Source organism: Glycomyces artemisiae (genome assembly GCF_003002955.1).
Classification (GTDB): domain Bacteria; phylum Actinomycetota; class Actinomycetes; order Mycobacteriales; family Micromonosporaceae; genus Glycomyces; species Glycomyces artemisiae.
Window position 1 is genome coordinate 751,207 of record NZ_PVTJ01000001.1, and the last position, 23,228, is coordinate 774,434.

The following is a 23,228-nucleotide window of genomic DNA, read 5'->3' on the forward strand; positions in this document are numbered from 1 at the left end:
CACATCCCACTCAGCGGAATATCCCTTTCGCGCCTCGTCTGAATGCTGATACAGTTCTCTGCATAGTCATTCAAGACGGAGGTTTCCAGTGACGTTCAAGGTCGCCGTGGCGGGAGCCAGCGGCTACGCGGGAGGCGAGGTGCTCCGGCTGCTGGCCGACCACCCGCAGCTCGACGTCGCCGCCGCGGGCGCGCACAGCAACGCCGGTGAGTACATCACCGCAGTCCACCCCCACCTGTCCGCGTACGGCGACCGACGCTTCACCCCGACGACCCCGGAGGCCTTCGCCGACGCGGACCTCGTCGTCATGACCCTCCCGCACGGCCAGTCCGCCGCGCTCGCCGCGCAGCTGCCCGCCTCCCAGAAGATCGTCGACCTCGGCGCCGACCACCGGCTCGAAGACGCCGCGGCCTGGGACGCCTACTACTCCGGCCCCCACGCCGGGGCCTGGACCTACGGCCTCCCCGAGCTGCCCGGCCAGCGCGAGCAGATCGCCGCCGCCGACCGGGTCGCCGCGACCGGCTGCTACGCCGTCGCCACGGTGCTCGCGCTCCGGCCGCTCCTGGACGCCGGGATCGCCTCGCCCGAGGACGTCGTGGTCGTGGCCGCCTCCGGCACCTCCGGCGCCGGGAACGCCCCGAAGAAGAACCTCCTCGCCTCCGAGGTCATGGGCTCGATCAGCCCCTACAAGGTCGGCGCGCACCAGCACGTGCCCGAGATCAAGCAGGCCACCGGCGCGGCGTCGGTCTCGATGACCCCGCTGCTCGCCCCGATGCCCCGCGGCATCCTCTCCACCGTCACCGCCAAGCCCCTCGCCGAGGTCTCGGCGGCGGACGTGCGGGACGCCCTGAACAAGGCCTACGCGGGGGAGCACTTCGTGCGGGTCCTGCGCGAGGGCCAGTGGCCGTCGACGGCGGCCGTCTACGGCACCAACGCGGTCCTGCTCCAGGGCGGCACCGACAAGGACTCCGGGCGGATCATCGTGACCGCCGCGATCGACAACCTCGGCAAGGGCGCGGCCGCGCAGGTCGTGCAGTGCGCGAACCTCATGCTCGGCCTCGACGAGGCCGCCGGGCTCACCGTGAACGGAGTGGCGCCGTGACCATCACGACTCCCAAGGGCTTCAAGGCGTCCGGCGTCACGGCGGGCCTCAAGCCCTCCGGGAAGCCCGACATGGCGCTGGTCGTCAACGAGGGCCCGCTCCAGGTCGCCGCGGGCCGGTTCACCGGGAACCGCGTCAAGGCCGCCCCGGTCAAGTGGTCGCAGCAGGTGCTCACCACCGGCGCGCTCAAGGCCGTGATCCTCAACTCCGGCGGCGCGAACGCCTGCACCGGCCCCGAGGGCTTCCAGGACACGCACGCCACCGCCGAGAAGACCGCCGAGGTCCTCGGCTGCGGCGCAGTCGAAGTGGCGGTGTGCTCGACCGGGCTCATCGGCGAGCGGCTCCCCATGGACAAGCTCCTGCCGGGCGTCGAGGCCGCCGCGAAGGCCCTCGCCGCCGACGGCGGTCCCGCGGCCGCGACGGCGATCATGACCACCGACACCGTCGCGAAGAACGCCGTCGTCGCGAGCCCCGCGGGCTGGAGCCTCGGCGGGATCGCCAAGGGTGCGGGGATGCTCGCGCCGGGCCTGGCGACGATGCTCGTCGTGCTCACCACCGACGCCGTCGTGGACCACCCGCTCGCGGACGCCGCGCTCGGCACCGCCTGCCGGTACTCGTTCGACCGGCTCGACTCCGACGGGTCGATGTCCACCAACGACACCGTGCTCCTGCTCGCCTCGGGCGCCTCCGGCGTCGAGGCCGCCGCCGACGAGTTCATCTCGGCGCTCACCGAGCTGTGCAAGGACCTCGCGCACCAGCTGCTCTCGGACGCCGAGGGCTCCACGAAGGACGTCGCGATCACCGTCTCGGGCGCGGCGACCGAGGACGACGCGGTCGAGGTGGCCCGGATCGTGGCCCGCGACAGCCTCGTCAAGACCGCGCTGTTCGGCTCGGACCCGAACTGGGGCCGCATCCTCGCCGCCGTCGGCACCGCGAAGGCGCCGTTCGACGCCGACGCGGTCGACGTGGCCGTCAACGGCGTGTGGATCTGCAAGGCCGGCGCCGCCGGGGAGCCGCGCGACCTCGTGGACCTCAAGGGCCGCGACGTGAAGATCGACATCGACCTCCACCACGGCGCCGCCTCGGCCACGATCTGGACCAACGACCTGTCCCACGACTACGTCCACGAGAACTCGGCGTACAGCACATGACCGATATCAGTGACCTCGCACCGCATCTGCAAGCGGCCCTTGGCAAAGCGGAGACCCTCATTGAGGCGCTACCGTGGCTCCAGCGGTTCACCGGCTCGATCGTGGTCGTCAAGTACGGCGGCAACGCCATGATCAACCCGGAGCTCCAGGCCGCGTTCGCCGCGGACATGGTGTTCCTCCACTACGTCGGCATCAAGCCGGTCGTCGTCCACGGCGGCGGCCCGCAGATCTCCGCGATGCTGAAGAAACTCGACATCGCCTCCGAGTTCAAGGGCGGCCTGCGGGTCACCACCCCCGAGGCCGCCGACGTGGTCCGGATGGTCCTGGTCGGCCAGGTCGGCCGGGAACTGGTGGGCCTCATCAACAACCACGGGCCGTTCGCGGTCGGCATGTCCGGCGAGGACGCGCAGCTGTTCACCGCGAAGCGCCGCTGGGCCGAGGTCGAGGGCGAGCGGGTCGACGTCGGCCGGGTCGGCGACGTCGCGTCGGTCAACACCGCCGCGATCGACGACCTCATCGCCGCCGGGCGCATCCCCGTGGTCTCCACGGTGGCGCTCGACCACGACGGCATCCTCTACAACCTGAACGCCGACACCGCCGCCGCGGCGCTCGCGGAGGCGCTCGGCGCGCAGAAGCTCATCGTCCTCACCGACGTCGAGGGGCTCTACGAGAACTGGCCGGACAAGGACTCGCTGCTGCGGCAGATCTCCACCGACCATCTCGCGGACATCCTCCCCTCGCTCCAGGCGGGCATGGTCCCGAAGATGGAGGCGTGCCTGCGCGCCGTCAAGGGCGGCGTCCCGCAGGCGCACGTGATCGACGGCCGGGTCCCGCACTCGACCCTGCTGGAGATCTTCACGACCGACGGCGTCGGCACCATGGTCCAGGAGACGGCATGACCTATTCGGAGCAGATCAAGGCCCGGTACGCCAAGGCGCTCATGGGCAACTACGGCCTGCCGCCCGTCGCGATCCGCGAGGGCTCAGGCTCCACCGTGATCGACGTGGACGGCAACGCCTACCTCGACATGATCGGCGGCATCGCCGTCTCCAGCCTGGGGCACAACCACCCCGCGCTCGTCGAGGCGATCGGCGGCCAGGCCGCGCGGCTCGCGCACACCTCGAACCTCTTCCTGCACGAGAAGGAGGTCGAGCTCGCCGAGAAGCTCCTCGAACTGTGGGGCAACCCCGGCCGGGTGTTCCTGTGCAACTCCGGGACCGAGGCCAACGAGGCCGCGCTCAAGCTCGCGATCCTCCACGGCAACGCCACCGGGAAGGCCAAGATCGTCGCCACCGAGCACGGCTTCCACGGCCGCAGCCTCGGCGCGCTCTCGATCACCGGGAAGGCCGCGATCCGCGAGCCGTTCGGGCCGTTCCCGCGCGAGGTCGTGTTCGTGCCCTACGGCGACGCCGACGCGCTCAAGGCCGCCCTCGACGACACCGTCGCCGCCGTGTTCCTCGAACCCACCCAGGGCGAGACCGGCGTGGTCCCCGCCCCGGCCGGATACCTCAAGGCCGCACGGGAACTCACCGCTGCGAACAACGCGCTCCTCGTGCTCGACGAGATCCAGTCCGGGTTCGGGCGCACCGGCGCCTGGTTCGCCCACCACGCCGAAGGGATCGTCCCCGATGTCGTGACCCTCGCGAAGGGCCTCGGCGGCGGCGTGCCGATCGGCGCGGTCCTCGCGACCGAGGCCACCGCGGCGCTCCTGACCCCCGGGACGCACGGCTCCACGTTCGGCGGCAACCCGATCGCGTGCGCGGCGTCCCTCGCCGTCATCGACACGATCGAGCGCGACCACCTCTTCGACAACGTGCTCGCCCTCGGCGCGCACCTCGAAGCGCGGCTCCTCGCCGACCCCCGGGTCACCGAGGTCCGCGGCCAGGCCCTGTGGCGCGGCATCGCCCTCGCCGAGCCCGTCGCCGCCGACGTCGTGAAGCACCTCATCGGCCTCGGCGTCCTCGCCAACGCGCCCCGGCCCGACACGATCCGGATCGCGCCCCCGCTGACGATCTCCCAGAACGAGATCGACCTGTTCTGCGACAAGCTCATCGCGGCCCTCGACGCCGTCTGTCCCGCACCCGGAGGACGACCGTGACCCTCAAGCACTTCCTCAAAGACGACGACCTGACCCCCGCCCAGCAGGCCGAGGTCCTCGACCTGGCCGCGAAGCTCAAGGCCGACCGCTACGCCTACCCGGCCCTCAAGGGCCCCAAGTCCGTCGCGGTCGTCTTCGAGAAGCCCTCCACCCGGACCCGGCTGTCCTTCGACGTCGGCATCGCCGAACTCGGCGGCCACTCCGTGGTCCTCGACGCCCAGTCCACCCAGCTCGGCCGCGGCGAGACCATCGCCGACACCGCCCGGGTCCTCTCCCGGTACGTCTCCGCGATCGTCATCCGCACCTTCGGCGACGACCGGATCGCCGAGCTCGCCGAGCACGCCACGGTGCCCGTCGTCAACGCGCTCACCGACGGCTGGCACCCCTGCCAGCTCCTCGCCGACCTCCAGACCATCGCCGAGCACAAGCCCCTCAAGGGCACGAGCATCGCCTACGTCGGCGACGCCGCGTTCAACATGGGCAACTCCACCGTCATCGCCTCCTCCATGGCGGGCATGCACGTGCGCATCGGCGCCCCCGCGGGCTACCAGCCCGCCGACGAGGTCCTGGAGCGCGCCGCGCAGATCAACGCGACCACCGGCGGATCGGTCACCGTCACCGCCGACCCCGTCGAAGCCGTCTCCGGCGCCGACGTCGTCTCCACCGACGCGTGGATCTCCATGGGCATGGACGACAGCGCGAAGCGCTTCGCCGACCTCAACCACTACCAGCTCAACGCCGACCTCCTCGCCCACGCCGCCGCCGACGCGATCGTCCTCCACTGCCTCCCGGCCCACCGCGGCCAGGAGATCACCGACGACGTGATCGACGGCCCCCACTCGCGCGTGTTCGACCAGGCCGAGAACCGGCTCCACGCCCAGAAGGCCCTGCTCGCCTGGATTCTCAAGGAGTCCTCGTGAGCCCGCACCCGTCGCCCCGCCCTCCGCTCGCTTCGCTCGCTTCCCCGAACCGGAGTGAACGCTGATGAATCAACCGACCACCAAGGCCGCACGCCAGGCCCGCATCGTCGAGCACATCTCGAACGGCGCCGTCCGCTCCCAGACCGAACTCGCCGCGCTCCTCGCCGCCGACGGGATCGACGCCACCCAGGCCACGCTCTCGCGCGACCTCGAAGAACTCGGCGCCGTCAAGGTCCGCGGCACCGACGGCGGGTCCGCGGTCTACTCGATCTTCGCGGAAGGCGAACGGCCCCTCCGCGACGCCGAGGCGGCCCCCGACCGGCTCCAGCGCCTCCTGCGCGAACTGCTCGTCGGCGCCGACCACTCCGCGAACATGGCCGTCCTGCGCGTCCCGCCCGGCGCCGCCCAGTACCTCGCCTCCGCGATCGACCGCTCCGGCCTCGCCGACGTCATCGGCACCATCGCCGGAGACGACACGATCGCCGTCATCGCCCGCGACGGGGTCCTCGGGACCCAGATCGCGGACCAGTTTCTTACCTGGGCCGGCAAAGCGCCAGACCCCTACCACGCCACCACTGAGGAAATAAAGGAGAACCAGAAATGACCGAGAAGGTAGTGCTCGCCTACTCCGGCGGCCTCGACACGTCCGTCGCGATCCCGTACCTGGCCGAGCAGCTCGACGCCGAAGTGATCGCCGTGGCCATCGACGTCGGCCAGAACGGCGAGGACATGGAGGTCATCAAGCAGCGGGCCCTCGGCTGCGGCGCCATCGCCGCCGAGATCGTCGACGCGCGCGAGGAGTTCGCCGCCGACTACTGCTTCCCCGCCGTGGCCGCCAACGCCCTCTACATGGACCGCTACCCGCTCGTCTCCGCGCTCTCCCGGCCGCTCATCGTGAAGCACCTCGTGGCCGCCGCCGAGAAGCACGGCGCCACGATCGTCTCCCACGGCTGCACCGGCAAGGGCAACGACCAGGTCCGCTTCGAGGCCGGCCTCGCCGCCCTCGCCCCGCACCTCAAGGTCGTCGCGCCCGCCCGCGACTTCGCCTGGACCCGGGACAAGGCCATCGCGTTCGCCGAGGAGAAGCACCTCCCCATCGACGTGACCAAGAAGTCCCCGTACTCGATCGACCAGAACCTGTGGGGCCGCGCCGTCGAGACCGGCTTCCTGGAGGACATCTGGAACGGCCCCATCGAGGACATCTACGACTACACCCAGAACCCCGCCGAGGAGCGCGAGCCCGACGAGGTCGTCATCACCTTCGTCGCCGGCAAGCCCGTCGCCCTCGACGGCGTCGAGAAGTCCGCGTTCGAGCTCATCAGCGAGCTCAACCAGCGCGCCGGCGCGCAGGGCATCGGCCGGATCGACATGGTCGAGGACCGGCTCGTCGGCATCAAGTCCCGCGAGGTCTACGAGTCCCCGGCCGGCATCACCCTGATCGCCGCCCACATGGAGCTCGAAAACGTCACCATCGAGCGCGAGCAGGCCCGGTTCAAGCGGACCGTCGACCAGCGCTGGGGCGAGCTCGTCTACGACGGCCTCTGGTTCTCCCCGCTCAAGCAGAGCCTGGAGACCTTCGTCAACGACGTGCAGACCTACGTCACCGGCGAGGTCCGGCTGACCCTCCACGCCGGCAAGGCCACCGTCACCGGCCGCCGCTCCGAGACCAGCCTCTACGACTTCGACCTCGCCACCTACGACGAGGGCGACGCCTTCGACCAGTCCAACGCGCGCGGCTTCGTCGAGCTGTGGAGCCTCCCGGCCAAGCTCGCCGCCGCCCGGAACGAGCGGATCAAGGCCGAGGCCGAGTAATGGCGAAACTGTGGGGAGGCCGCTTCACCGGCGGCCCCGCCGCGGCCCTCGAAGCGCTCAACGCCTCGATCGGCTTCGACTGGCGGCTCGCACCGTACGACCTCAAAGCCTCCAAAGCCCATGCGCGCGTGCTCAACCGCGCCGGGCTCCTCACCGCCGACGAGCTGACGCAGATGCTGTCCGCACTGGACTCACTCGGCGAGGACGTCGCGAACGGGACCTTCACCGGGACCATCGCCGACGAGGACGTCCACACCGCGCTCGAACGCGGCCTCGTGGAGCGCCTCGGCGACCTCGGCGGCAAGCTCCGCGCCGGACGCAGCCGCAACGACCAGATCGCCACCGACCTGCGCCTGTACTGCCGCGACCACGCCCGGGGGTTGGCCGCGGACGTCACGGCGCTGGTGGACGCGCTGGCCGGGCAGGCCGCGGCCCTCGTGGACGCGCCCGCGCCGGGCATGACGCACCTCCAGCACGCGCAGCCGGTGACCCTCGGGCACCAGCTCCTCGCGCACGCGCAGGGCCTCCTGCGGGACCTGGACCGCCTGCGGGACTGGGACAAGCGGGCCGCGGTGTCCCCGCTGGGCGCGGGCGCGCTCTCGGGCTCCTCGCTGCCGCTCGACCCGGTGGCCGTGGCCGAGGAGCTCGGCTTCGACGCGCCCGTCGCGAATTCCATGGACGGCGTGTCCGACCGCGACTTCGCGGCCGAGCTGCTGTTCGTCTGCTCGATGATCGGCGTCCACCTCTCCCGCCTGGGGGAGGAGGTCATCCTCTGGTCGAGCCAGGAGTTCGGCTGGGTGACGCTCGACGACGCGTTCTCCACGGGGTCGTCGATCATGCCGCAGAAGAAGAACCCGGACGTGGCCGAGCTGGCCCGCGGCAAGTCGGGGCGCCTCGTCGGCAACCTGACCGCGCTGCTCGTGACGCTCAAGGGCCTGCCGTTCACGTACAACAAGGACCTTCAGGAGGACAAGGAGCCGGTCTTCGACTCCCTGGACAACCTGGCGCTCCTGCTGCCCGCGGTGACCGGCATGGTCGAGACCATGACGTTCAACGTCGAGGTCCCGCGCGCCTCGGCGCCGAAGGGGTTCAGCCTCGCCACCGAGATCGCGGACTGGCTGGTGCGCAAGGGCATCCCGTTCCGCTCGGCGCACGAGATCGCGGGCGCCTGCGTGGCCCACTGCGAGGCCCGCGGCATCGAGCTGCACGAGATCGCGGACGAGGACTTCGCGTCCATCTCCGCGCACCTCGACCCGTCGGTGAAGGCCGTGCTCGACGTGGACGGCGCCCTCGCGGGCCGCACCACGCCCGGCTCGACCGGCCCGAAGGCCGTCGCCGACCAGCTCGCGCAGGTCCGCGACCAGATCGCGTCCTGGCGCGCCTGGGCCGAGTAGGACCGGAGACCACGAAGCGGCCCGCGCCTCGGCGCGGGCCGCTTTCCGTTCCGGTCAGATCTCCTTGGAGAGCCGCCGCAGCCTGACGCTGGTGATGACGGTGAGCAGGCCCCAGACGATCGCGAAGAACCCGATCGTCACCACGAGCGCGATGGCGCCTTCGCCGGGCTTGGCGAGCAGCAGGATGCCCAGGACGATCCCGGCGAGGCCGGAGAGGATGAACAGCCAGCGCCCGCCCGCGTCGCGGCCGAGGCCGAAGCCGTTGACGAGCGAGCCGATGCCGGTGACGATGGCCCAGAACGCGATCACGTACAGCAGCGCGAGCGCGGAGATGCCCGGCCACACGAGGGCGATGACGCCGGCGACGACGCCGAGGACGCCCATGAAGATGAGGAAGCCGCGGCCGGTGTGCCGCCGCAGGCCCATGACGATCGCGGTGATGCCGTCGACCACGGCGTACGCGCCGAACAGGATCACGAGCGCGAGGAGCGTGATGCCGGGCCAGAAGACCGCGAGCGCGCCGAACACGATCGTGAAGATGCCGCGCACCAGGACCCACGCCCAGTTCTTGGCGAGCAGTTCGAGCATCGTGTCCACCCCGTTCCACCTGCGGTAACGCTTGTACCTGCCACGCTAGCCCCGGCGGGGCCCGAACGTGTGGAAACGGCATGAAAACGGGCCCCGGCGCAGCGCGCCGGGGCCCTGGGTTCCCTGTTCCTACGCTCGGGCGGGCTCCTTCGCGGGCTCGCGCTCGGGTTCGACGGTGACGTGCGGCAGGGCCCGGTCGAGCCACTTCGGCATCCACCACGCGGACCGGCCGAGGACCTTCATGATCGCGGGCACGAGGAGCACGCGGATGACGAACGCGTCGAGGAAGATCGCCGCGGCCATGCCGACGCCGAACTGCTGGAGCAGCCGCGACTCGCTGAACACGAACGCCCCGAACACGGCGATCATGATCGCGGCCGCCGCGGTCACGACGCCGCCGGTGGAGGCGAGGCCCTTGCGGACCGCCTCGCGGGCGTCGCCGCCGCGGACCCATTCCTCGCGCATGCGGGACATGAGGAACACCTCGTAGTCCATCGAGAGCCCGAAAATAATCGCAAAGGACATGACGGGCACGAACGCCTCGATCGGGCCCGGCTCGGCGCCGAGGGCCCCGCCCTGGAACATCCAGGTGACGAGCCCGAGGCTCGCGCCGATGGTGAGCAGGTTGAGGATCGCGGCCTTGATCGGGATGAGGACCGACCGGAACACGACCATGAGCAGGAGCATCGACAGGCCGACGACGAGGATCAGGAACAGCGGCGCCCGCTGCTCGATGATGTCGCTGAAGTCGATCGCCGCGGCGGTGGCGCCGCCGACGTACTGGTCGCCCGCGACGCCGTCGAGGTCGTCGCGCAGCTCGTGGACGAGGTCCACGGTGGCCTCGTCGCTGGGCCCGCCGGTGCCGAACACCGTGGACATCCACAGGTCCTCGCCGATGGGGAACGCCGGGGTCGCGTACTCCACGCCGTCCAGCGCGCCGACCGCGTCGTAGGCCGCGGCCGCTTCGGCCTCGGTCCCGTCGGTGACGACCAGGAGCGGCCCGTTGAAGCCCTTCCCGAACCCGTCGGCGAGCATGTCGTACGCCCGGCGGCTCTGGAGCTCCTCGGACTCGGTGCCCGCGTCGGCGAAGCCCAGCCGGATGCCCGCGAGGGGCGCGGACAGCGCGACGAGGCCGACGGTGACGAGGACGATCGCGAGCCACGCCTGCTTCTCGACGAGCCGCGACCACGCGTTCCAGCGCCGCCCGGGCACGCCCTTGGCCTTCGCCGCGTGCTTCCTCACCCGCTTCTCGATCCGCTTGCCGAACATGGCGAGCAGCGCGGGCAGCAGCGTCACCGACGCGAGCATGGTCACCAGCACCACGAGCGCGACGGCGATCGAGACCGACTGGAGCGCACCGAGTCCCAGCGCGTACAGGCCGATGAGGGCCACGATCACGACCGACCCGGCGAACAGCACGGACCGGCCCGCGGTGTCGAGGGCGGTGGCGGCGGCGTCGCGCCTGGCCGCGCCGCCGAGGAGTTCGGAGCGGAACCGGGCGAAGATCAGGAGCGCGTAGTCGATGCCGACGCCGAGCCCGACCAGGAACAGGATGGGCGTCAGGTACGTCGGCAGCGTCGTCACGTGGGACACGAGCTGCGCCAGGCAGAACGTGGTGCCCACGGCGAACACGGCGGTGATGAGCGGCAGGCTCGCGGCCAGGAACGACCCGAACATGAGCACGAGGATCACCAGGGCCGCGAGGATGCCGATGCCTTCGGCGGCCCCGCCGCCGCCCTCCTCGGCCTCGCGGATCGGGTCGCCGCCGAGCGCGACGTCGAGGCCGTCCCCGGCGGCGTCCTCGGCCACCGGCAGCAGCGCCGCGGCCTCCTCGGTAGTCCCGTCGAACGCGGCGGTCGCGTACCCGACGGTCCCGTCGGCGCTGATCGCGCCGGGCTCGGTGTACGGGTCGGTGACCGCCCCGACGCCGGGCATCGCGGCGAGGTCGGCGAGCAGCGCGTCCACGCGGTCCTGCTCGGCCGCAACGGCATCGGCGGCGAACACGACCTGCACGGTCACCGGGTCCGCGTCGGGGGCGCGGTCGGCGAGCAGGTCCGAGAGCTCCTGGGACTCGGTGCCGGGCATCGAGAAGTCGTCGTCGAACGCCGATCCGACGACGGCGGCGGCGCCGATCGACGCGGCGAACACGAGGACCCAGACGAGGAGTGCGGTGAGCGGCCGGCGCTGCGTCCAGTCGGACAGGCGGGCCATGCGCGAGCGCGGGCGGGCGAGGTCTTGTTCCATGCCGCGACTATCGCCGCCGCAGGGGCCCGGTCGCATCGTCCCGGCAGCGGCATTCGCGCTACCTCCGCGGGATCAGGCCCTCCCGGGCCCGTACCACCCCGGTAGCATCACTGCCCGTCGGTCCACGTGGGACGGACGAGCCCGGCCTCGTACGCGGTCACCACCAGCTGCGCCCGGTCGCGCGCCGACAGCTTCGACATGATGCGGCTGACGTGCGTCTTCGCCGTCGCGGGGGACAGGAACAGGGTCCTGGCGATCTCGTCGTTGCTCATGCCCGTCGCCACCAGCTTGAGCACCTCGGTCTCCCGCTCGGTGAGCGCGCCGAGCTTCGAGCTCGGCTCGGGCCGCGCGACGCGGCCCGCGAACTCGGCGATGAGCCGCCGCGTCACCTTCGGGGAGATGAGCGCCTCGCCCGCCGCGACCACCCGGATCGCGTGGATCAGCTCATCCGGATCGGTGTCCTTGACGAGGAACCCGCTCGCGCCCGCGCGCAGCGCCCGGTACACGTAGTCGTCCTCGTCGAACGTCGTCAGGATCACGACCTTGACGCCGTCGAGCTTCGGGTCCCGCCCGATCCGCTCGGTCGCCTCCAGGCCGTCCATGCGCGGCATCCGGATGTCCATGAGCACCACGTCGGGACGCTTGGAGCGCACCAGCTCCAGGGCCTCCGCGCCGTCGCCGGCCTCGCCGACCAGCTCCACGTCCTCCTCGTCGCCGAGGATCGACGCGAACCCGGCGCGCACCAGCCGCTGGTCGTCGACGAGCATCACCCGGATCACTTCGGCACCTCCAACGGCCACGCGGCCTCCACGGCGAAGCCGCCGTCCTCGCGCGGCCCCGCGTCGAAGGTACCGCCGAGGCCCTCCGCGCGCTCGCGCATCCCCGCCAGACCGTTCCCGGCCTTGTTCGCGCCCTTGGCATCCCCGACGCCGTCGTCGACGACCGCGAGCGCCAGCGTCGACGTCCCGATCACCACGTTCACCTGCACGCGGGTCGCGCGCGCGTGCCGCAGCACGTTCGTCAGCGACTCCTGCACCACCCGGTACGCGGCGGCGTCCACGGCCACCGGCACCTCCTTGCCCCCGTCGACGCGCAGGTCCACCTCCAGGCCGGACGCCCGCGCCGCCTCCGCGAGCGCCGGCAGCTGCGCGATGCTCGGGCCGGGCCCGGTCGGCGCGGCCTCCCCGGCCTCCCGCAGCACCCCGACCATGGCCCGCAGCTCCCGCAGCGACATCCGGCTGGTCTCGGCCACGACCTCCAGGACCTCCCCGGTCGCGTACGAGGGGTCCTTGCGCAGTTTCCGCAGCGCCGCGGTGGTCTGCACGTTGATGAGCGACAGGTGGTGCCCGACGGCGTCGTGCAGGTCCCGCGCGATCCTGATGCGCTCCTCGGCGACGGAACGGCGCTGCGTCTCCTCCAGCGCTACGAGCGTCTCGGCCCGGTACCGGCGGTGGTGCGCCACGACCGCGCCGATCGCGGGGACCGCGATGATCCAGCCCGAGAGCATGAACGTCTCGCTGGCGGTCATGTGCGCGAAGTCCGCGAGGACCTCCGAGACCACGACGATCACGAACGTGCTCGCCGCGATCACCGACGCCGCAACGAGCCTGCCGAGGGCCGCGAGCGTGTACAGCGCGACCACGAACGCCGAGAGCATCGGCCCGTCCGTCGAGGACGCCGGGTAGTAGACCAGCGTCGCCGCCCACGTGACGAGCGTGACCGCGAGCGGGTACGGGGTCCGGAAGAACAGCGCCACGATCGAGACGCCCATCATCGCCCACGCCAGGCCCTCGTTCAGGCCCTGCGTGTCGGTGATGCGCAGCTCCCACTGCACGAACGACCAGGTCAGGACCACGACCGCGTTCACGGCCCCCGCAACGAGGTCGCCGGGCCGGAACAGGGTCGCAGGTCGTTTCACAACAACAACTGTAGGGGAGCGCCCGGCCCGGGCCGGGCGCTCCCGCGCGTCACTTCGCCAGCCCCGCGCGGCGCAGCGCCTCGGCCATCGCGCTCTCGGGCGCGGCCTGGCGGCCCCCGCCCTGGCGCGGCTGCTGGCGTCCGCCGCCCTTGCCGCCCTTGGCGTTCCTGTCCCCGCCCTGACGCCGCCGGTCCTGGCCGCCGCCCGCCTCGGGCTCGTCCTCCAGGCGCATCGTCAGCGAGATGCGCTGGCGCTGGAGGTCCACGGACAGGACCTTGACCTTGACGACGTCGCCGGGCTTGACGATCTCGCGCGGGTCCTCGACGTAGCGGTTCGCGAGCGCCGAGATGTGCACGAGGCCGTCCTGGTGGACGCCGATGTCGACGAACGCGCCGAACGCGGCGACGTTCGTGACGGCCCCTTCGAGGAGCATCCCCGGCTTGAGGTCGGCGACCTTCTCGACGCCCTCCTTGAACGCGGCGGCCTTGAACTCGGGCCGCGGGTCGCGGCCGGGCTTCTCCAGCTCCGCGAGGATGTCGGTCACCGTGGGCACGCCGAAGCGGTCGTCGGCGAAGTCCCCGGGCTTGAGCTTGCGGAGCGTCTTCGCGTCGCCGACGATCCCGGCGACCGAGACCCCGGTGGCCGCGATGATCCGCTCCACGACCGGGTACGCCTCGGGGTGGACCGCGGACACGTCGAGCGGGTTGTCCCCGCCCGGCACCCGCAGGAACCCGGCGGCCTGCTCGAACGCCTTGGGGCCCAAGCGGGGCACGTTCAGCAGGCCCTTGCGGTCGGCGAAGCGGCCGTGCTCGTCGCGGTAGGCCACGATGTTCGCGGCCACGGACTCGCTCAGCCCCGACACCTGCGACAGCAGCGGCACCGACGCGGTATTCAGGTCCACGCCGACGGCGTTCACGGCGTCCTCGACGACCGCTTCGAGCGAGCGCGTGAGCTTCGACTCGGTGAGGTCGTGCTGGTACTGGCCGACGCCGATGTGCTTGGGCTCGATCTTGACGAGCTCGGCGAGCGGGTCCTGGAGCCGGCGGGCGATCGAGACGGCGCCGCGCAGCGACACGTCCATGCCCGGGAGCTCCTTGGTGGCGTACGCGGACGCCGAGTAGATCGACGCGCCCGCCTCGGAGACGACGATCTTCGCGATGTCCGCGGTCCCCGCGAACGCCTTCACGAGGTCGGCGGCGAGCCGGTCGGTCTCGCGGGAGGCGGTGCCGTTGCCGATGGCGATGAGCTGCACGCCGTGCTTCTTGACGAGCGCGCCGAGCACGGCCAGGGAGTCGTCCCAGCGGTTCTGCGGCTGGTGCGGGTAGATCGCGGTGGTGTCGAGGACCTTCCCGGTGGCGTCGACCACGGCGACCTTGACGCCGGTGCGGTAGCCCGGGTCCAGGCCCATGACGGCCTTCGGCCCGGCCGGGGCGGCGAGGAGCAGGTCCTTGAGGTTCGCGGCGAAGACCTTCACGGCCTCGTCCTCGGCCTGCTGCCACAGCCGCATCCGCAGGTCCACGCCGAGCTTGACGAGGATGCGGGTGCGCCAGGCCCACGAGACGGTCTTGGCGAGCCACGCGTCCGCGGGCCGCCCTTCGTCCCTGATCCCGAACTTCGCGGCGATCACGGCCTCGCAGTCGGCCCCGTCGGCCTCGGCCTCGCCCGGCTCCAGCGCGAGCGAGAGCGCCTCCTCCTTCTCGCCGCGGAACAGCGCGAGCACCCGGTGCGAGGGGAGCGTGGTGAACGTCTCGGCGAAGTCGAAGTAGTCGGAGAACTTCGCGCCCTTCTCCTCGGCCCCGTCGCGGACCTTCGCGACCACGCGTCCCTTGCGCCACATGCGTTCACGCAGGTCGCCGATGAGGTCGGCGTCCTCGGAGAACCGCTCGGTGAGGATCGCGCGGGCCCCGGCGAGCGCGGCGGCCGCGTCGGCGACCTCCTTCTCCGGGTTGAGGAACGCCGCGGCGGCGGCCTCGGGGTCCTGTGAGGGATCACTCAGCAGGAGGTCGGCGAGCGGCTCCAGCCCGGCCTCGCGGGCGATCTGGGCCTTGGTGCGGCGCTTGACCTTGAAGGGCGCGTAGAGGTCTTCGAGCCGCGCCTTCGTGTCGGCGACGTCGATCTGCGCGGCCAGCGCCTCGGTGAGCTTGCCCTGCTCGCCGATCGATTCGAGCACCGCTTTGCGCCGGGCCTCCAGCTCCCGCAGGTACCCCAGGCGCTCTTCGAGGGAGCGGAGCTGCTCGTCGGAGAGGCCCCCGGTGGCCTCCTTGCGGTACCGGGCGATGAACGGGACGGTGGAGCCGTCGTCGAGGAGCGCGACGGCCGAGCGGACTTGGTGGGCGCCGACCGAGAGTTCTTCGGCGATGCGTTGATCGATAGCTTGAGCCACGGGAGGATTCTGCCAGAGCGCTGCGACAACACCGGGGAGAGCCGCAAGCCCCGACCCCCCGGTGGACGCTTCCGGACGGGTTGGGTAAAGTTCTATCCCGTCGCCGGGGGAACGGAAACAAACTCCTGGAAGACATGCGGACGTAGCGCAGTTGGTAGCGCGACACCTTGCCAAGGTGTAGGTCGCCGGTTCGATCCCGGTCGTCCGCTCGGAGCTCGAAAGAGCGCTGTCCCGGACGATTAGCTCAGCGGGAGAGCACTCCCCTGACACGGGAGAGGTCACTGGTTCAATCCCAGTATCGTCCACCGAAGTGAAAGGCCCAGGTTCGCAAGGCCTGGGTCTTTTCCACACCAGGGTGGGTTGTCCGAGCGGTTAGGTAACGGCCTGCAAAGCCGTGCACACGGGTTCGAATCCCGTACCCACCTCCATCGAATGAACATCGAGGAACGAAGCCCGGGCGACCGGGCTTTTTCCTTACCCTCCCGCTTCTGCATCAATTCCGCATACCCCCATTCTCTTTCGTCCTCTGGAAGCCCGTTTTGGGGCCGTTGCCCGGGCACGCGCTTGCGGCCGGGCGCGGAGATTTATTGACATCACTGCCCGTCGGAATTAAGCTCTGGAAATTATCGGTAAAGGCTCCGAAAGTTTCGGTCGAGGCGGTCGTGTGATCGTGCGCATTCGGTCGGAAACCGGGCCGTTCTCAAGGAGGAGACACATGTCGGACGTGTACGGGCGAACGCCCTTCAAGGCGACCCGCCGCGGACTCATCGGGTTCTCGGTGGCCGCCACGGGTGCGATGGCGCTCGCGGCGTGCAGCGACGACGGCGACGCCGAAGTGGACCTCGACGCCCAGTCCAAGGGCGCGATGGACGACTTCAAGGCGGACACGCAGTTCAAAGCGACCGAGCCGTTCACCCTGTCGCTGCTGTGGACCGAGTGGCCGGACCTGCCGGTGACCGATACCTGGACCTTCTTCGACGAGATCGAGAAGCGCACCAACGTCAAGTTCGAGCTGACCACCATCCCCTTCAGCGACGCGGTCGAGAAGCGCAGCCTGCTGCTCAGTGCGGGCGACGCCCCTTCGATCATCCCGCTCGTGTACACCGGCGAGGAGGACTCGTTCGTGTCCTCCGGTGCGATCGTGCCGATGAGCGACTACGTCGAGCACATGCCGAACTTCCAGAAGTACGTGGAGGAGTGGGACCTCGGCGGCATGATCGACAACCTCAAGCAGGCCGACGGCAAGTACTACATGCTGCCGGGCCTCCAGGAGGTCTCGGTCCCGGTGTTCACGCTCGTGATCCGCAAGGACGTCTTCGAGTCCGTCGCCGGGGGCATCCCCGAGACCTGGGACGAGATGCGCGAGGCGCTCGTCAAGATCAAGGCCGCCTACCCCGACTCGTACCCGCTCGCCGACGGCTTCGAGGCCGCGTCGATGCTCAACTACGCCGCGCACGCCTTCGGCGCGCAGGCCGGCTGGGGCTTCGGCGACGGCATGATGGACGACGGCAACGGCGGCCTCCAGTACACGGCGGTCTCCGAGGGCTACAAGCAGATGGTCGAGTACTTCCGCGGCCTCGTCGCCGACGGCCTGCTCGACACCGACTCGCTCACCGCCGCGAACGACGGCTCCGGCGGCGGCAGCGTCGCCGAGAAGTTCGCCAACGAGCTCGTGTTCGCCGCGTCGGGTTCGAGCGGCACCGCGATCGAGTTCGCGCAGGCCCTGAACGAGACGGTCGGCGAGGGCAACTACGAGGTCCTCCAGATCGCCCCGCCCGGCGGCCCCGCCGGGCAGGTCGTCGAGCCGCGGAACTTCTGGAACGGCTTCATGCTCAACGCCGAGGCCGCGGAGTCCGAGTACTTCCTCGCGACCCTCCAGTTCCTCGACTGGCTCTACTACAACCCCGAGGCGCGCGAGCTCATCCGCTGGGGCGTCCTCGACGAGACCTACACGAAGGACGCCGACGGCAAGATCACCCTCAAGCCGGAGTTCTCCCTCGACGCGTACAACATCAACCCGGGCGCGCCCACGGACATCCAGGCGGACCTCGGCTGGTCGAACTCGGTGTTCGCCGACTCGACCGAGGCCCGCTCCCTCAAGGAGTCCTACAACACGCCCACGTTCGTCGAGTACATCGACTCCGTGCTCTCCACGCGCACCCCGCGCGACCCCAACCCGCCCGCGCCCCTCGACGAGATGGAGCTGGAGCAGGCCTCGCTCCTCGCCACCCCGCTGAAGGACACCGTGGACACCAACACGCTGCGCTTCATCATGGGCGAGCGCGACATCGCCGAATGGGACGACTACGTCGCCGAGCTCGAAGCGCAGGGCCTCCAGCAGTACGTCGACCTCGTCAACGGGGCCCGGACCCGCTTCGAGGAGGAGAACTCCTGATCCGCCCGCCGGGGCCCCTGGCCCCGGCGCCGATCGGAGGTGCACGCATGACCCTCACCAGCACCGAGCGGCCGGCCGCAGCGCCCGCCGCGCCCCCGCCGCCGCGGCGCCGCAAGCGCCGCCAGACCTGGCGCGAGGCCTTCCGCCGCGACTGGCAGCTCTACAGCCTCGCGCTCCTGCCCCTGATCTTCTTCGCGATCTTCAAGTACGGCCCCATGGTCGGCAACGTCATCGCGTTCCGGAGGTTCCGCCCCGGCGGCAGCATCTTCGGCGACGAGTGGGTCGGGTTCCGCTACATCGAGATGTTCATCAACGACCCCTCGTTCTGGCACGTCTTCACGAACACCGCGATCCTCGGCGGCCTGACCCTGGTGGTCTGCTTCCCGCTGCCGATCATCCTGGCGCTGCTGCTCAACGAGGTCCGGAAGCGGCACTTCAAGAAGATCGTCCAGTCGATCTCCTACCTGCCGCACTTCCTGTCGGTGGTCATCGTCGTCGGCATGCTCATGCAGCTGCTGTCGCTCCAGGGCACCGTCAACCAGATCATCGGCGCGTTCGGCGGCGAGGGCATCCCGTTCCTCCAGCGGCCCGAGTGGTTCCGCGCCGTCTACGTCGGGTCGGAGGTGTGGCAGACCGTCGGCTGGGGCACGATCCTCTACCTCGCGGCCCTCACCTCCGTCGACGACTCGCTGTACGAGGCCGCGCGCATCGACGGCGCGGGCCGGTGGCGCCAGACCTGGCACGTGACCCTCCCGGGCATCCGCCCGACGATGATCACGCTGCTGATCCTCAACATCGGCACGTTCCTCAACGTCGGCTTCGAGAAGGTCCTGCTCCTGTACAACCCGCTGACCTACCAGACGGCCGACGTCATCTCGACGTACCTGTACCGGGTCGGCCTGGTGTCGAACAATCTCAGTTATGCGGCGGCGATCGGCCTGTTCCAGGCCCTGATCGGCCTCGTGATGGTGCTCTCCGCGAACCTGATCTCGCGGCGGATGGTGGGGACGAGCCTGTGGTGACGACGAGAATCGACCCCGAGCGGGTCCTCCGGGGGCCCAGCCGCGGCCGCGAGACCCGCGGGACGCGCGTCTTCGGCGCCTTCAACACCGTGTTCCTGATCCTGCTGTGCGCGCTGATGCTCTACCCGTTCATCACCGTGCTCGCCCAGTCGTTCTCCTCGCCCGGCGCGATCAACGCCGGCCAGGTGTCGTTCTGGCCCGTCGGCTTCAACACCGACACGTACGCCGCCGTCATGCAGAACGAGACGTTCTGGCGCAACTACGGCAACACCGTGCTGTACACCGTCACCGGCACCGCGATCGCGATGGTCCTCACCACGACCTACGCGTTCGTGCTCTCGAAGCCGCACCTGAAGGGCCGCAAGGTCCTCATCGGCATCGCCGTGTTCACGATGTTCTTCAACGGCGGCCTGGTCCCCAACTACGTGCTCATCTCCTCGCTGGGCATGAAGAACACCATGTGGGCCATCGTCCTGCCGGGCGCGATCTCGGTCTTCAACCTGCTGGTCATGAAGTCCTTCTTCGAGAGCCTCCCCAAGGAGCTCGAAGAGGCCGCGCAGATCGACGGCCTCGGCTGGTACGGGATCTTCGGGCGCATCGTGCTGCCGCTGTCGAAGGCCGTCATCGCCACGATGATCCTGTTCTACTCGGTCGCGTTCTGGAACGACTGGTTCGCCGCGTTCCTGTACCTCGACAAGACCGAGCTGTTCCCCGTGACCCTGTTCCTGCGCAACCTCATCGCGGGCGCCTCCACGACCGCGTCCGAGGGGGCCGCGGCCGCCGGGACCACGACCGCCCTGGTGTCCTCCAACATCCAGGCGGTGACGATGATCCTCACCGTCATCCCGATCCTGTGCATCTACCCGTTCGTGCAGCGGTTCTTCGTCACGGGCGTCATGCTGGGGTCGGTGAAGGGGTGATGGCCCGCACCCGTCGCCCCGCCCACCGGCTCGCTGCGCTCGCCTCTCCCCAAAAAGGAGTGAACGCTGAATGATCCGCACTGACGCCGACGAGGTCGGCCCCGGGACCCTCTCCCGGGCCACCGCCGCGGTCTACCGCTACCTCGTCCTCGCCGTGTTCCTCGCGGTCGCGGGGCTTCCCACCGTGGCGCTGTGGACGCTTCTCGCGCCCGAGGCCGGGAACGCGGTCCTGTTCGCCGCCGCGCTCCTGCCCGCCGCGCCCGCCCTCTCGGCGGCCCTGTACGCGCAGCGGGCCTGGGCCGCGGAACCGGACCTGACCCCGGCCCGGCCGCTCCTGCGGGGCCTGCGGCTCAACCTGCGCGACACCCTCGCGTGGTGGGTCCCGGTGCTCGCGGCGGCGACCGTGCTCGCCGTGAACGTCCTCTTCGCGGGGACCGTGCCCGGCGGGGCGGTCCTGCGCCCGGTCGGCGCGGTCCTGCTCGTCGCGCTCGCGGTGTGGTCGGGCCACCTGCTGACGGTGACGTCGTTCTTCTCGTTCCGCTTCCGCGACGTGCTGCGCGTGGCCGCCGCCGAGTTCTTCCTGTCCTGGAAGTCCTCGCTCGGCATCCTCGCGCTCCTCGTCGTCGCGGCGGCCGTCGTCGTCGCCGGCTCCGAGGCGGTGCTCCTTCTCGTCGGCTGGGCATTCGCCGCCGGCCTGTGGCTCGTCGTCCGCCCGGCCGTCGACGACGTCACGAAGCGGTTCACCCGACCTTGACCGGACCCGAACGCGGGCGGGAGGCCATGCCTCCCGCCCGCGCCCGCATACCCTCTGCGGCCCGCGGTTGAACCGATTCAAGGACGACGCGGCGGGACGCCTCCACAGTGGTCCGTTTCAGGGCTTTGATGGCGGTACCGGCGCAGTGTTGACGTGGAGTTGATCGTTAACTATTGTGTCAATCACGTTTGAATCCTTTCAATAACGTGTGACGGCCGCGCCTCCCTGGCGCGGCACCCCTCGCCGGGCCCCTCGCCCGGACGCATCGACGGAGATGTGGAGTACGCGCATGACGACACTGGACACCCCTCGCGGTCCGGCGGCGGCCGGCGGGTCGCGGACCGAGCGCTGGTACGGGCGGCTCGACGCGATCGCCTACGTCGGCGCCCTGAACCTCCTGGTGATCGCCTTCACCCTGGCGGGCGGCATCGTCCTCGGCTGGGCCCCCGCGCTCGCCGCGGCGGCCGCGTGCAGCCGCACCCGCCTGCGCGGCGACTCCCAGCACCTGTTGCGCGCCTTCGCCTCCCGGTGGCGGCGCCGGTTCGTCCACGCGAACCTCCTCGCGGCCCCGTCGGCGCTCGTGCTCGCCGCCCTCGGCTGGAACCTCGCCGCCGCCGAGTCCCCCTGGCTGCGGGCCGCGCTCGTCGCCGCCCTCGCCCTTGCCGTCGCGCACCTGCTCCTCGCGATCGCGATGGACGCCCACTACGAGCTGCGCCGCGGCCGGTGCCTGCGCCTGGCCTGGGAGTTCCTGCTCCGCTTCCCCGGCGCGCCGCTCCTCCTCGCCGCCACGACCGCGCTCGTCGGCGCGGTCACCGCACTGGTCCCCGGGCTCGGGCCGGTGCTGTCGGTCGGCGTGTGGATCCACCTGTGCACCGCGCTGTGCCTCTCCTTCTTCGCCGCGAACGACCGGAGCCTGCCGGGCGCGGCCTGACGATCCGCCCGCCGCCGGCGGGACGGCAATCGAGAATCCCCTTTCCGAAAGGACAACCCCCATGTTGAAAAGAAAGCGCATACCGGTGGCGCTGCTCGCCGTCGGGAGCCTCGCGCTCGGCGCGTGCTCGGACGGCGGCGACAACGCTGAACCGCTGGAGTCGCTCGACATCATGGCGCCGTTCTTCTCCGCGGTCCCGCCCGAGGAGGACGACCCGGTCGACAAGGCGCTCAGCGACCTCGCCGGCCTCGACCTGAGCGTCCAGTGGGTGCCCAACACCGACTACGGCAGCAAGACCAACACCGTCCTCGCGGGCGACGACATCCCCGACGTCATGGTCATCCAGGGCAAGGACCAGTCCTTCGTCCAGACCGCCGAGGCCGGCGGGTTCTGGGACCTCACCGAGTACCTCGCCTCCGGCGACTACCCCAACCTCGTCACCGAGAACCCGCAGGTGCAGGAGGCCGCGAGCGTCAACGGGAAGGTCTACGGCGTCTACCGCGCCCGCGACGTCATCCGCACCAGCGTCATCCTCCGCCAGGACTGGCTCGACAACCTCGGGCTCGCCCAGCCGCAGACCACCGCCGACCTCTACGAGGTCGCCCGCGCCTTCACCGAGGACGACCCGGACGGCGACGGCGAGGATGACACCTACGGGATCATCAACCCCGCCTGGGGCGGCATCGGCAACGGCAGCCCCTACGACGCCATCGAGACCTGGTACGGCTCGGGCAACCTGTGGCGCGAGGAGGGCGGCGAGCTCGTCCCCGCCTTCACCACCGACGAGTGGCTCCAGGCCCTCCAGTACGAGCGCGACCTCGTCGCGAACGGCTACGTCAACGCGGACTACGCCACGATGGACCCCGCCACCTGGAACGAGCCGTTCCTGAACGGCGAGGGCGGCATCATCATCGACGTCCAGTCCCGCGCCACCCAGCTCGCCGGCCTGTTCAAGGAGCAGGACCCCGAGCACTACGACCAGTACGTCGCGCTCGTCGGCCAGCTCGACGGGCCCAACGGGACCTACGCGCTGCCCACCTCCGGGTACTCCGGCTTCCTCGCCGTCCCCCGCGCGGGCGTCCAGACCGAGGACCAGCTCAAGCAGGTCCTGACGGCCCTCAACGAGCTCAACACCACCGAGGCGCAGAACCTCATGAACCACGGCATCGAGGGGGACAACTACACCGTCGTCGACGGCGAGGCCGTGTTCGACCCCGCGAAGCAGGACTTCACCGACCAGGTCACCGGGGCGTGGGCGCAGCTCGGCATGAACGTCGCGGGCTACAACGCCTACCCGATCCAGGAGGAGACCGAGTACGACAAGGCCCTGTACCAGCAGCGGCTCGACCTCCAGGCCGAGGACCTCGCGAACGCCGTGTTCAACCCGGCCGCCGGGTTCGTCTCGCCGACCTACACCACCAGCGGCGCCCAGCTCGACACGATCATCGCCGACGCCCGCATCCAGTACATCGCGGGCCAGATCGACGACGCCGGACTCCAGGCGGCCCTCGACACCTGGCGCTCCAGCGGCGGCGACGACGTCGTGCAGGAGATCAACGACCTGTACGCCGACCTGAACTGACCGCCCGCGCGGGG

The 23,228-nt window shown here is 70.6% G+C and carries 19 protein-coding genes and 3 tRNA genes; 17 read left to right on the plus strand and 5 right to left on the minus strand.

Annotated features, from left to right (window positions below; genetic code table 11):
• Positions 1 to 88 precede the first annotated feature (88 nt).
• The 8 genes from argC to argH all read left to right on the plus strand — a co-directional run bounded on the left by argC (position 89) and on the right by argH (position 8,477).
• Positions 89 to 1,102 (plus strand): N-acetyl-gamma-glutamyl-phosphate reductase, encoded by a 1,014-nt coding sequence (argC, locus tag B0I28_RS03570; RefSeq protein ID WP_106362408.1) that lies wholly within the window; start codon positions 89 to 91, stop codon positions 1,100 to 1,102.
• Entirely contained in the window at positions 1,099 to 2,253 is a 1,155-nt protein-coding gene (gene argJ, locus B0I28_RS03575; RefSeq protein ID WP_106362409.1) for a bifunctional glutamate N-acetyltransferase/amino-acid acetyltransferase ArgJ, read from the plus strand. Before argC ends, argJ begins: the two co-directional genes overlap by 4 nt.
• The gene (gene argB / locus B0I28_RS03580; protein WP_106362410.1) at positions 2,250 to 3,152 is read left to right on the plus strand and encodes an acetylglutamate kinase; all 903 of its coding nucleotides are present in this window, start codon (positions 2,250 to 2,252) and stop codon (positions 3,150 to 3,152) included. The genes argJ and argB overlap by 4 nt, the downstream gene beginning before the upstream one ends.
• Entirely contained in the window at positions 3,149 to 4,351 is a 1,203-nt protein-coding gene (locus B0I28_RS03585; RefSeq protein ID WP_106362411.1) for an acetylornithine transaminase, read from the plus strand. Before argB ends, B0I28_RS03585 begins: the two co-directional genes overlap by 4 nt.
• Complete coding sequence (gene argF, locus B0I28_RS03590) at positions 4,348 to 5,271, plus strand: ornithine carbamoyltransferase (protein WP_106362412.1); 924 nt, start codon at positions 4,348 to 4,350, stop codon at positions 5,269 to 5,271. Before B0I28_RS03585 ends, argF begins: the two co-directional genes overlap by 4 nt.
• Before the next feature lie 64 nt (positions 5,272 to 5,335).
• Positions 5,336 to 5,875, plus strand: coding sequence for an arginine repressor (locus tag B0I28_RS03595; RefSeq protein ID WP_106362413.1), 540 nt, complete (start codon positions 5,336 to 5,338; stop codon positions 5,873 to 5,875).
• Complete coding sequence (locus B0I28_RS03600; RefSeq protein ID WP_106362414.1) at positions 5,872 to 7,083, plus strand: argininosuccinate synthase; 1,212 nt, start codon at positions 5,872 to 5,874, stop codon at positions 7,081 to 7,083. The genes B0I28_RS03595 and B0I28_RS03600 overlap by 4 nt, the downstream gene beginning before the upstream one ends.
• Positions 7,083 to 8,477, plus strand: coding sequence for an argininosuccinate lyase (gene argH, locus B0I28_RS03605; protein ID WP_106362415.1), 1,395 nt, complete (start codon positions 7,083 to 7,085; stop codon positions 8,475 to 8,477). The genes B0I28_RS03600 and argH overlap by 1 nt, the downstream gene beginning before the upstream one ends.
• A gap of 54 nt (positions 8,478 to 8,531) precedes the next feature.
• On the opposite strand, the gene B0I28_RS03610 is transcribed toward argH, so the two are convergent.
• The 5 genes from B0I28_RS03610 to B0I28_RS03630 form a co-directional block, all read right to left on the minus strand.
• A complete protein-coding gene (locus tag B0I28_RS03610; RefSeq protein WP_245888874.1) occupies positions 8,532 to 9,065 on the minus strand; it encodes an HdeD family acid-resistance protein in 534 nt (177 codons plus the stop codon).
• A 129-nt stretch (positions 9,066 to 9,194) separates the two neighbouring features.
• Positions 9,195 to 11,309 carry an MMPL family transporter gene (locus B0I28_RS03615; protein WP_106362417.1) on the minus strand — a complete coding sequence of 705 codons (2,115 nt, stop codon included), beginning with the start codon at positions 11,307 to 11,309 and terminating at the stop codon, positions 9,195 to 9,197.
• A 107-nt stretch (positions 11,310 to 11,416) separates the two neighbouring features.
• Positions 11,417 to 12,088, minus strand: a complete 672-nt coding sequence (locus B0I28_RS03620) for a response regulator (protein WP_106362418.1) — start codon at positions 12,086 to 12,088, stop codon at positions 11,417 to 11,419.
• Positions 12,085 to 13,227, minus strand: coding sequence for a sensor histidine kinase (locus tag B0I28_RS03625; RefSeq protein ID WP_146147957.1), 1,143 nt, complete (start codon positions 13,225 to 13,227; stop codon positions 12,085 to 12,087). The genes B0I28_RS03620 and B0I28_RS03625 overlap by 4 nt, the downstream gene beginning before the upstream one ends.
• Positions 13,228 to 13,276: 49 nt before the next feature.
• A complete protein-coding gene (locus B0I28_RS03630) occupies positions 13,277 to 15,610 on the minus strand; it encodes a Tex family protein (RefSeq protein WP_106362420.1) in 2,334 nt (777 codons plus the stop codon).
• A 136-nt stretch (positions 15,611 to 15,746) separates the two neighbouring features.
• On the opposite strand from B0I28_RS03630, the gene B0I28_RS03635 reads away from it, so the two are divergent.
• The 9 genes from B0I28_RS03635 to B0I28_RS03675 all read left to right on the plus strand — a co-directional run bounded on the left by B0I28_RS03635 (position 15,747) and on the right by B0I28_RS03675 (position 23,214).
• A tRNA-Gly gene (locus B0I28_RS03635) sits at positions 15,747 to 15,819 on the plus strand.
• 24 nt (positions 15,820 to 15,843) lie between these two features.
• Positions 15,844 to 15,915 (plus strand) — tRNA-Val (locus tag B0I28_RS03640).
• 49 nt (positions 15,916 to 15,964) lie between these two features.
• A tRNA-Cys gene (locus B0I28_RS03645) sits at positions 15,965 to 16,038 on the plus strand.
• 287 nt (positions 16,039 to 16,325) lie between these two features.
• Positions 16,326 to 18,005 carry an ABC transporter substrate-binding protein gene (locus tag B0I28_RS03650; protein WP_106362421.1) on the plus strand — a complete coding sequence of 560 codons (1,680 nt, stop codon included), beginning with the start codon at positions 16,326 to 16,328 and terminating at the stop codon, positions 18,003 to 18,005.
• A gap of 47 nt (positions 18,006 to 18,052) precedes the next feature.
• Entirely contained in the window at positions 18,053 to 19,027 is a 975-nt protein-coding gene (locus tag B0I28_RS03655; RefSeq protein ID WP_106362422.1) for an ABC transporter permease, read from the plus strand.
• Between the two features lie 8 nt (positions 19,028 to 19,035).
• On the plus strand, positions 19,036 to 19,947 hold the full coding sequence (locus B0I28_RS03660) for a carbohydrate ABC transporter permease (protein WP_425433424.1): 912 nt from the start codon (positions 19,036 to 19,038) through the stop codon (positions 19,945 to 19,947).
• 70 nt (positions 19,948 to 20,017) lie between these two features.
• The gene (locus B0I28_RS03665) at positions 20,018 to 20,701 is read left to right on the plus strand and encodes a glycosyltransferase (RefSeq protein WP_106362423.1); all 684 of its coding nucleotides are present in this window, start codon (positions 20,018 to 20,020) and stop codon (positions 20,699 to 20,701) included.
• A 289-nt stretch (positions 20,702 to 20,990) separates the two neighbouring features.
• Positions 20,991 to 21,632, plus strand: a complete 642-nt coding sequence (locus tag B0I28_RS03670; protein ID WP_181245623.1) for a DUF624 domain-containing protein — start codon at positions 20,991 to 20,993, stop codon at positions 21,630 to 21,632.
• A 61-nt stretch (positions 21,633 to 21,693) separates the two neighbouring features.
• The gene (locus tag B0I28_RS03675) at positions 21,694 to 23,214 is read left to right on the plus strand and encodes an extracellular solute-binding protein (protein WP_106362425.1); all 1,521 of its coding nucleotides are present in this window, start codon (positions 21,694 to 21,696) and stop codon (positions 23,212 to 23,214) included.
• Positions 23,215 to 23,228: the final 14 nt, after the last annotated feature.

Excerpts from the sequence above, each read along its gene's own strand:
- B0I28_RS03665 (WP_106362423.1), top strand. The coding sequence starts at position 20,018 with ATGATCCGCACTGACGCCGACGAGGTCGGCCCCGGGACCCTCTCCCGG.
- B0I28_RS03655 (WP_106362422.1), top strand. The coding sequence starts at position 18,053 with ATGACCCTCACCAGCACCGAGCGGCCGGCCGCAGCGCCCGCCGCGCCC.
- argH (WP_106362415.1), top strand. The coding sequence starts at position 7,083 with ATGGCGAAACTGTGGGGAGGCCGCTTCACCGGCGGCCCCGCCGCGGCC.
- B0I28_RS03675 (WP_106362425.1), top strand. The coding sequence starts at position 21,694 with ATGTTGAAAAGAAAGCGCATACCGGTGGCGCTGCTCGCCGTCGGGAGC.
- B0I28_RS03585 (WP_106362411.1), top strand. The coding sequence starts at position 3,149 with ATGACCTATTCGGAGCAGATCAAGGCCCGGTACGCCAAGGCGCTCATG.
- B0I28_RS03670 (WP_181245623.1), top strand. The coding sequence starts at position 20,991 with ATGACGACACTGGACACCCCTCGCGGTCCGGCGGCGGCCGGCGGGTCG.
- argB (WP_106362410.1), top strand. The coding sequence starts at position 2,250 with ATGACCGATATCAGTGACCTCGCACCGCATCTGCAAGCGGCCCTTGGC.
- B0I28_RS03610 (WP_245888874.1), bottom strand. The coding sequence starts at position 9,065 with ATGCTCGAACTGCTCGCCAAGAACTGGGCGTGGGTCCTGGTGCGCGGC.
- B0I28_RS03595 (WP_106362413.1), top strand. The coding sequence starts at position 5,336 with ATGAATCAACCGACCACCAAGGCCGCACGCCAGGCCCGCATCGTCGAG.
- B0I28_RS03600 (WP_106362414.1), top strand. The coding sequence starts at position 5,872 with ATGACCGAGAAGGTAGTGCTCGCCTACTCCGGCGGCCTCGACACGTCC.
- B0I28_RS03650 (WP_106362421.1), top strand. The coding sequence starts at position 16,326 with ATGTCGGACGTGTACGGGCGAACGCCCTTCAAGGCGACCCGCCGCGGA.
- B0I28_RS03615 (WP_106362417.1), bottom strand. The coding sequence starts at position 11,309 with ATGGAACAAGACCTCGCCCGCCCGCGCTCGCGCATGGCCCGCCTGTCC.